Source organism: Fundicoccus ignavus, from assembly GCF_009659375.1.
Lineage (GTDB): Bacteria > Bacillota > Bacilli > Lactobacillales > Aerococcaceae > Fundicoccus > Fundicoccus ignavus.
Genome location: NZ_WJQT01000001.1, coordinates 410,441 through 417,050 on the forward strand (window position 1 = coordinate 410,441; position 6,610 = coordinate 417,050).

Consider the following 6,610-nt stretch of genomic DNA (forward strand, 5'->3'; position numbering starts at 1 on the left):
TATTTAGTATATAATTATTAGAACTTGTTATCAACAAAAGCCGAGATAATAACGTCTTCACATCATAAATTTATTACTCAACAGTGATTAAATTTAACTGAAATCCGATTATCGTTTAAATACGCTATAAAAATATTGTTCGCTCACTAATCGTTTAAATTTCAGATACTTGCTTTTTTTACAGGATGACGCAACACCGTACGCCATTTATCTGACGCGACCTTACGCGCATCCGATAAATAAATCTCATGATGCATGCGCTCATCACTAAAATCATTCGCATAACCTGCTTCTTTCAGAAAGGCATCCATCACTGCTACGGTCGCCGGTTCATCATCAAACGGCCCCACATGTAGCATTTGGACACACAAGCCTTCTTCAAAAGTCATAAATTCTGCGGCAGAACAATCAATTTTCTTCTTATTCGTTGCCGTTTCAACTGCCCAAACAAAATCCTGTTCCGTCACGAAATCAGGCAAACGCAATACTGAAATCCATTGAAACAAATCCTTATTGGTATAATCCACGCCTTTAATATAATCCTGCCACCAAAAGCCTTCCAGTGGCGGTACAACATATTGAAAATAACCCTTGATCTGATAGTCCGTTTTATAACTCATCCTTAACGTATACGCCACCGCATAAAGCACCTTAATCGCTTGTTGATAAGCACCGTCTTCATCGTTAGGATTCCCCTGCCCTCGCACCGCAATATAATTCATCTTCGGAACCGTCACTATTTCTGGCCGTTGCTTCGCCGTATAAAGCTCCTTGTACTCCTTCTTAAAATCAAATACCATCGAACAACCTCCTTTTACTGACTCAACCAAATCCCACTACTTTCGATTATAATCGAAAGCCAGCTAAATTACCTCGTTTAAGCCAAACAATTACTGCCAAAATATGACAACACAGATTGTTTGAATGTTACATACTTGTTAGTGTTAATCAGTTACTACTAAAAACGAAGGCAGCATCATGCCTGTTGACCTTGAAGAATTCGGTGAAGACTTAAAAAGTTTGATAGCTACTTATATTCAAGGGGGCATTAGAAGAGAGGCTGTGACGGCAAAAACGCTTATTAAAAGACCTCACTCGAGCAACCTTATGTTACGAAAAATCTAGATATTTCAGGATTTCTAGCCGATTGTCTTGGACCTTCGGCTAGATTAAAGGCTATTCTAGTCGATTGTTTGGGACTTTCGGCTAGATTAATTGCTATTCTAGTCGATTGTTTGGGACTTTCGGCTAGATTAATTGCTATTCTAGCCGATGGTTTGGGACTTTCGGCTAGATTAATTGCTATTCTAGTCGATTGTTTGGGACTTTCGGCTAGATTAATTGCTATTCTAGTCGATTGTTTGGGACTTTCGGCTAGATTAATTGCTATTCTAGTCGATTGTTTGGGACTTTCGGCTAGATTAATTGCTATTCTAGCCGATTGTTTGGGACTTTCGGCTAGATTAATTGCTATTCTAGTCGATTGTTCCAGAGATTCGACTAGATTAAACACTATTCTAGCCGATGGTTCCAGAGGTTTGACTAGATTAAACGCTATTCTAGCCGATGGTTCCAGAGATTCGGCTAGATTAAACGCTATTCTAGCCGAAGATTCCAAAGAATCAGCTAGATTAACTGTAAAATGGACCCTAAAGAATGGACAGTGATTTTTACGGCCTCATAAAAATATAGACAGCGTGGAATAAGGTGCTTGTTTTTACAGACACTACTAACTCGTCCAGTTTTTCTAACAGACACGTTCGACAAGGCCACTTATTTAGCTAGACAGCTAAATAAAGGCCTAGCGTGTACTTTATCCAGTATTTCATTATGAAGCATTTTAAACAAAGGAGTCCATACTATGGCCAAACATATATTAACTCAAGAACACATCGATCAATTAAGATTATCGCCTTATATCTTATCAGTCACACAGTCGCAGATTCGTTACACTGACGAGTTAAAGGCACTTTATTATCAGAAAAAACGAGAAAAAGTGCTGCTACAATTGATTTTACAATCGTACAGCACTTTCTGCTTGTTAGATATTGAAGTTATCCAACAAAGGACTATTTAAGTTCAGTTTTAATCCCAAGCTAAATCAGCTAAATCATCAAAGTCATTGTATGATTCCCACTCAGCAAGCCATTCTGGCATACATTCTTTAATATCATCACATAAATCTGTGTAGTTCTCTTTATCAACATAGCCATGTTCCATCATCGATTTATAAAACTTCTTAATGCTTGTCGCATTAGACTTGATTGAAGCTGGTGTTGACCACATAACTTTTCGTATGAAAAGGCCTCCTAGATAGCCATCAATTTCATTTTGACACCCCCCAATCATTTCTAACGGTAAATATCTCAATAGATAATCATTAATGTAGAAGTCAACATTAAATATGTGCTTTTCAATTATCTAGGCTTCAAATTTGCTGCATTTAAATCTGCTTCAAAAATAGCTAAATATTGCTTATTCTGCCCTCTTATCTGTGCACACAATGCTTCGTGTTCTTCTTTTTCCATTTTGCATACTCCGTTGTTTAATACCATATTGACTCAGCTTTATCCTCCCAACATTATGAATTGGGATAATGGTACAAAGACATGTTAATCGTTCAAAAGTCGTCCATTATTTTACAAATTTTTAACTAGGAGCATTTTTTTTAAAGATTGGTTTTTGGTATGATAGACACTCAGTCTTAAATAATATTTTGTCAAAGGAGTTTGTGTCGTGCTGTTAAATAAATAATTAGTCCATTACATTGAAAAGAATATCCTTCCTCGATATGCATAATTTGATCGTAGTCATCAAGAACATCATGCCTTCAAGTTATTCAAAATTCTTTGGCCATTGCAAAAGATTTTGATGTAGATTTGAATATGGTTTATGTTATCGCTGCTTTTCACGACTTAGGTTTAGCAGTAAATAGAGAACAACACCATTACCACTCCAAAATAATTTTACTTTCTAATCAAACTTTGCTCAATTTTTTTACCAAAGATGACATCAATATCATGGGAAAAGCCGTTGAAGACCATAGAGCCTCTAATACAAACGAGCTTCGTTCTATTGATGGGAAAATCGTCTCTGAAGCTGACCTAGATTTAAACGCTGAAAGAATCATTCGCAGAATTTTAGAATTCGGAATGGATGTCCTCAAGATTGATCACAAGGATGTACTGCTTCAAGAAGCACAGCATCACCTGAAGCAAAAATACGGTCAGTATCGTAAATTTAACTTATGGATTAATCAAAAAAATAGTCAAAAAGCTTTAAATGACATCCAAAGTTATATAGATGACACTGTACTCTTCGAAGAGTACACAAATCATCTATTCGAAACATATTTTTCACCTTCTAATTAGAGAATAGTCTCAATAAAAGCAATGTAGATTTTCCACTGTGTATATGGTATTATCTAAATACAATTAAACATCACAACTTATCCAGAGTAAGCAGAGGGAATTGGCCCAATGAAGCTTCAGCAACCGACCAATTGGCACGGTGCTAAATCCAACTCGAAAGAGGCAGATGAGTCTAAACCAGTTATGGCACGACTTTTCTAGTTGTGCTTTTTTGATTGAAAAAATAACTAGGAGTGGTTTTAATGTCACGTATTGTAAATGTAAAAGGGCAAGAATTTTTTAATCGTTTCGCCTTTGATTCTTGGTCAACCGAAAAAAAATTGGACTTTTTAGAAATGGCCATTGAATTAAGGGTTAAACACCTGCTTGAGCGAATTGATCCTCAATTTATAGCCAGTGCTAATGTTGTTAATCGTCGTCTGAAATTACCGCTGCAATATCAACAAGAGCTTGCGTTGTTAAAAGAAACCCATGAGCTGAGTTCTAGTGAATTTAGGCAAGAGCTGCTCAGAATTGAAGCCCTATTCTTCGGAGCACTCGAAACTCAATAATATTTTTGAAAAATAGAAAACGACGAGTACACAGTTTAAAACGTTTGTGTGCTCGTCGTTTGTTTTAATTTTATTTTGGATGAATGGTCTGTCCTTATTCTCAATGTATTTTGTTGATCTTAGTAAGAAGAAGGGCCATGTTCAGAGGCCAATATGCCATAAACGTAACTATCCGTCCACTCATATTGACTCCAATAATTTTGAAAAAAGTGGGGATCTTGTCGCATAGGCGCTCGCTCACAAAGTTTATAGAGTCTAAGTTTCTTGCATCTAATTCCACTTGGATCCGTTGAATGGGATGTTCTGAGAACCGATATTCAATGATGTGCTTTATAACTTCACTATCGTATCTTTTTACTGAGTAAGAGGATTAAAAAAAAATCAATCTCAATTGTCTCTTTCATACGGTGTTGGAAACAGAAACATCGCTAACAACTTTCTCCTCAAGTATTCATGCTATATTCAATTAAATAAACTCCAACTTTTGGGGTTCAATACACCCCTCCTCAAATTCGTACTCACACATTCTTGGAAACCATTTATCATAAGGTGTTTTTACTTCTAATGCTTCATGTAAATCACGATCGAGTAAGGTTGGTCGTTGATTTTCATAATTGATTTTTACTAATTCGTCCATACGAATTACCCCCTGTAATATAGTCAGAGGAAAGTTCCTCTACCTAATAGCCACAGGAGGTAATGATTGTTGAGGATTTTGAAAAAATTAATTTTGAATTCTGATTATCATACGGAATTTGTGTATGTTAAAATGGAATCAAAGACTGATTCAATAATAGTGGTCAATTCAACTAACGGGCCATTATCTGGAATAACGCATTGTGCAATATATTGTGTGGAGAGTCAATTTTTAATAGTGATCCTACTTTTTTAGGCATGAAATGTCGGGTAAATAGTGTCTAATCTGTATTAAAGTAGGAATTGAAAGGGAGAAAACCATGGAATGGTTAGAGAGAATGAATAATGCATTGGACTACATTGAAAATAGTCTAGATGAAGAAATAGACTACAAAGAGATTGCAAAAGCAGCTAATTGCTCCGAGTTTCATTTTTCAAGAATGTTTTCTTCAATTTCAGGGGTATCGCTTTCAGAATATATTAGAAGAAGGCGATTAACTCTTGCAGCATTTGAGATTCAAAAAAGTGATATTCGAATCATTGATGTGGCAATTAAATACGGTTATGTTTCTTCTGATACTTTTTCACGTGCTTTTCAAAAAATGCATGGAATAACCCCCTCCAATGCTCGTAATAAAGGGGTACAGTTAAAAGCCTTTCCGAGAATTTCCTTTCAAATTTCTATTAAAGGAGATACCGAGATGGAGTACAGAATTGAAGACCTTGATTTTGAAATAAGAATTGTAGGAAAAAGCAAGCCAGTAAAAACAAGTAGAGCATTTAAAACAATCCCTACACTCTGGAATACTGCAAAAAAAGAAGGGTTTATGCAAGAACTAAAGGACATGTCATGGGAAAATCCAAAATGTACGCTTGAAAGCCTTTTGGGGGTTTGTGGAAAGGAAGCTGCCATAACAGATGAAGAGTTTTCCTACTTTATGGGGGTAAGATACGATGGGGTTCCACCTTCAGATATGGAAACGCTTATTATTCCTGCAAGTACATGGGCAGTTTTTCCAAATATAGTAGATGCATGGAAACGTTTATATTCTGAGTGGGTTCCAACATCTGAGTATGAACTTGCAAATTTACCGTGTATCGAATGTTATTATGGTCCGAAGCATAAACCAAGACATGAACTTTGGGTTCCTGTTATCCCTAAGTAAAATACATATTCCATTATCGGGCGATTGTGGAACAAACAGGATAGCACTTACTAGTTATAAAATAAGTGCTATCCTATCTTCGTCATTTAACATTTGAAGGTCTGTTAACCTCATTCCACAAGTTAATCCGAATACCCAATTATATATAACTTAATCTTTTTTATAAAACTGACACTCATAGCCGTCAGCACTAAGTAACAGACCATTTGCCCAGATTGGTATCCTAGCTATCTGCTCACAGATAGCAGAAAGTGACATTCCCATATCTGCCCTGATGATAATTTCACCGTGCACATGGGCCACAATGGAACAATTCTTTAACGTCTGCATGGCGCGGCACAAAATGTCACGACTGATTGCCTGAACAATATTCTCTACAAATTTTGGACCGTAGCTTTCGATTCTTTCCCACTTTTTCGTCCCACCGATACCTAAGCTGACCCCCAAAAGTTGGACTAAAAAATCTAACCTTTCGGGGTCTTATTATGTCAAAAAATAATTTAGATACGAAACTACAAATCTATCCTACAAATACCAGCTGATTCCTTGCTCTAGAGCTGGCAACAAACCTTAATTGTTTCTTATTCTGGATTGTCAACACTAAATCAAACAAATATTATAAGGTCTGTAATCGGTATTCCACAGGGCTTTTATAACCAAGCGTTCCGTGGATTCTGATATTATTAAACCAATTTACATCATCATTTAATTCAAGTTCTAGCTGATCAAGGCTGCTAAAACATGCACCGTTTGTGAATTCCGTTTTCACGACCTTAAACATCGCTTCGGCCACTTCGTTGTCGTAAGGGCATTCTTTCATACTCAACGAGCGTTGAATGCCGAACGTTTCTAATGCATCATCAATCAATTGATTTTTAAATTCGCT

9 protein-coding genes, 1 pseudogene and 1 riboswitch are annotated in these 6,610 nt (G+C 36.4%); of the genes and pseudogenes, 5 read left to right on the forward strand and 5 right to left on the reverse strand.

The annotated features are described in order from the left end of the window. Positions 1–161 precede the first annotated feature (161 nt). Positions 162–800 (reverse strand): GyrI-like domain-containing protein, encoded by a 639-nt coding sequence (locus GF867_RS02025; RefSeq protein WP_153831467.1) that lies wholly within the window; start codon positions 798–800, stop codon positions 162–164. A gap of 393 nt (positions 801–1,193) precedes the next feature. Here GF867_RS02025 and GF867_RS02030 point away from each other — a divergent pair, with 393 nt between their 5' ends. Both GF867_RS02030 and GF867_RS02035 read left to right on the forward strand, forming a co-directional pair. Beyond that, entirely contained in the window at positions 1,194–1,667 is a 474-nt protein-coding gene (locus GF867_RS02030; RefSeq protein WP_153831440.1) for a hypothetical protein, read from the forward strand. A gap of 194 nt (positions 1,668–1,861) precedes the next feature. Beyond that, the gene (locus GF867_RS02035) at positions 1,862–2,077 is read left to right on the forward strand and encodes a hypothetical protein (RefSeq protein WP_153831441.1); all 216 of its coding nucleotides are present in this window, start codon (positions 1,862–1,864) and stop codon (positions 2,075–2,077) included. A gap of 8 nt (positions 2,078–2,085) precedes the next feature. On the opposite strand, the gene GF867_RS02040 is transcribed toward GF867_RS02035, so the two are convergent. Next, a complete protein-coding gene (locus GF867_RS02040; RefSeq protein ID WP_153831442.1) occupies positions 2,086–2,370 on the reverse strand; it encodes a hypothetical protein in 285 nt (94 codons plus the stop codon). Positions 2,371–2,837: 467 nt separating this feature from the next. On the opposite strand from GF867_RS02040, the gene GF867_RS02045 reads away from it, so the two are divergent. Beyond that, positions 2,838–3,371, forward strand: coding sequence for an HD domain-containing protein (locus GF867_RS02045; protein ID WP_366927722.1), 534 nt, complete (start codon positions 2,838–2,840; stop codon positions 3,369–3,371). Positions 3,372–3,445: 74 nt separating this feature from the next. Beyond that, positions 3,446–3,544: riboswitch (SAM riboswitch) on the forward strand. Positions 3,545–3,613: 69 nt separating this feature from the next. Then, complete coding sequence (locus GF867_RS02050; protein ID WP_153831444.1) at positions 3,614–3,922, forward strand: hypothetical protein; 309 nt, start codon at positions 3,614–3,616, stop codon at positions 3,920–3,922. 466 nt (positions 3,923–4,388) lie between these two features. Here GF867_RS02050 and GF867_RS02055 read toward each other — a convergent pair whose 3' ends face one another. Continuing rightward, positions 4,389–4,559 (reverse strand): antA/AntB antirepressor family protein, encoded by a 171-nt coding sequence (locus GF867_RS02055; protein WP_253940693.1) that lies wholly within the window; start codon positions 4,557–4,559, stop codon positions 4,389–4,391. Positions 4,560–4,878: 319 nt separating this feature from the next. On the opposite strand from GF867_RS02055, the gene GF867_RS02060 reads away from it, so the two are divergent. Beyond that, a complete protein-coding gene (locus tag GF867_RS02060; RefSeq protein WP_153831445.1) occupies positions 4,879–5,724 on the forward strand; it encodes an AraC family transcriptional regulator in 846 nt (281 codons plus the stop codon). Between the two features lie 150 nt (positions 5,725–5,874). On the opposite strand, the pseudogene GF867_RS13925 reads toward GF867_RS02060, so the two are convergent. Both GF867_RS13925 and GF867_RS02070 read right to left on the reverse strand, forming a co-directional pair. Then, a pseudogene (locus tag GF867_RS13925) lies at positions 5,875–6,156 on the reverse strand (DNA polymerase family A protein); the annotation flags it as partial. Positions 6,157–6,340: 184 nt separating this feature from the next. Next, positions 6,341–6,610, reverse strand: a 270-nt coding sequence (locus GF867_RS02070; RefSeq protein ID WP_153831446.1) for an IS3 family transposase, incomplete at its 5' end; no start/stop codon positions are given.

What these genes read in the sequence shown, in the direction of transcription:
- GF867_RS02025 (WP_153831467.1), bottom strand. Translation starts at nt 800, where the DNA reads ATGGTATTTGATTTTAAGAAGGAGTACAAGGAGCTTTATACGGCGAAG.
- GF867_RS02035 (WP_153831441.1), top strand. Translation starts at nt 1,862, where the DNA reads ATGGCCAAACATATATTAACTCAAGAACACATCGATCAATTAAGATTA.
- GF867_RS02050 (WP_153831444.1), top strand. Translation starts at nt 3,614, where the DNA reads ATGTCACGTATTGTAAATGTAAAAGGGCAAGAATTTTTTAATCGTTTC.
- GF867_RS02055 (WP_253940693.1), bottom strand. Translation starts at nt 4,559, where the DNA reads ATGGACGAATTAGTAAAAATCAATTATGAAAATCAACGACCAACCTTA.
- GF867_RS02060 (WP_153831445.1), top strand. Translation starts at nt 4,879, where the DNA reads ATGGAATGGTTAGAGAGAATGAATAATGCATTGGACTACATTGAAAAT.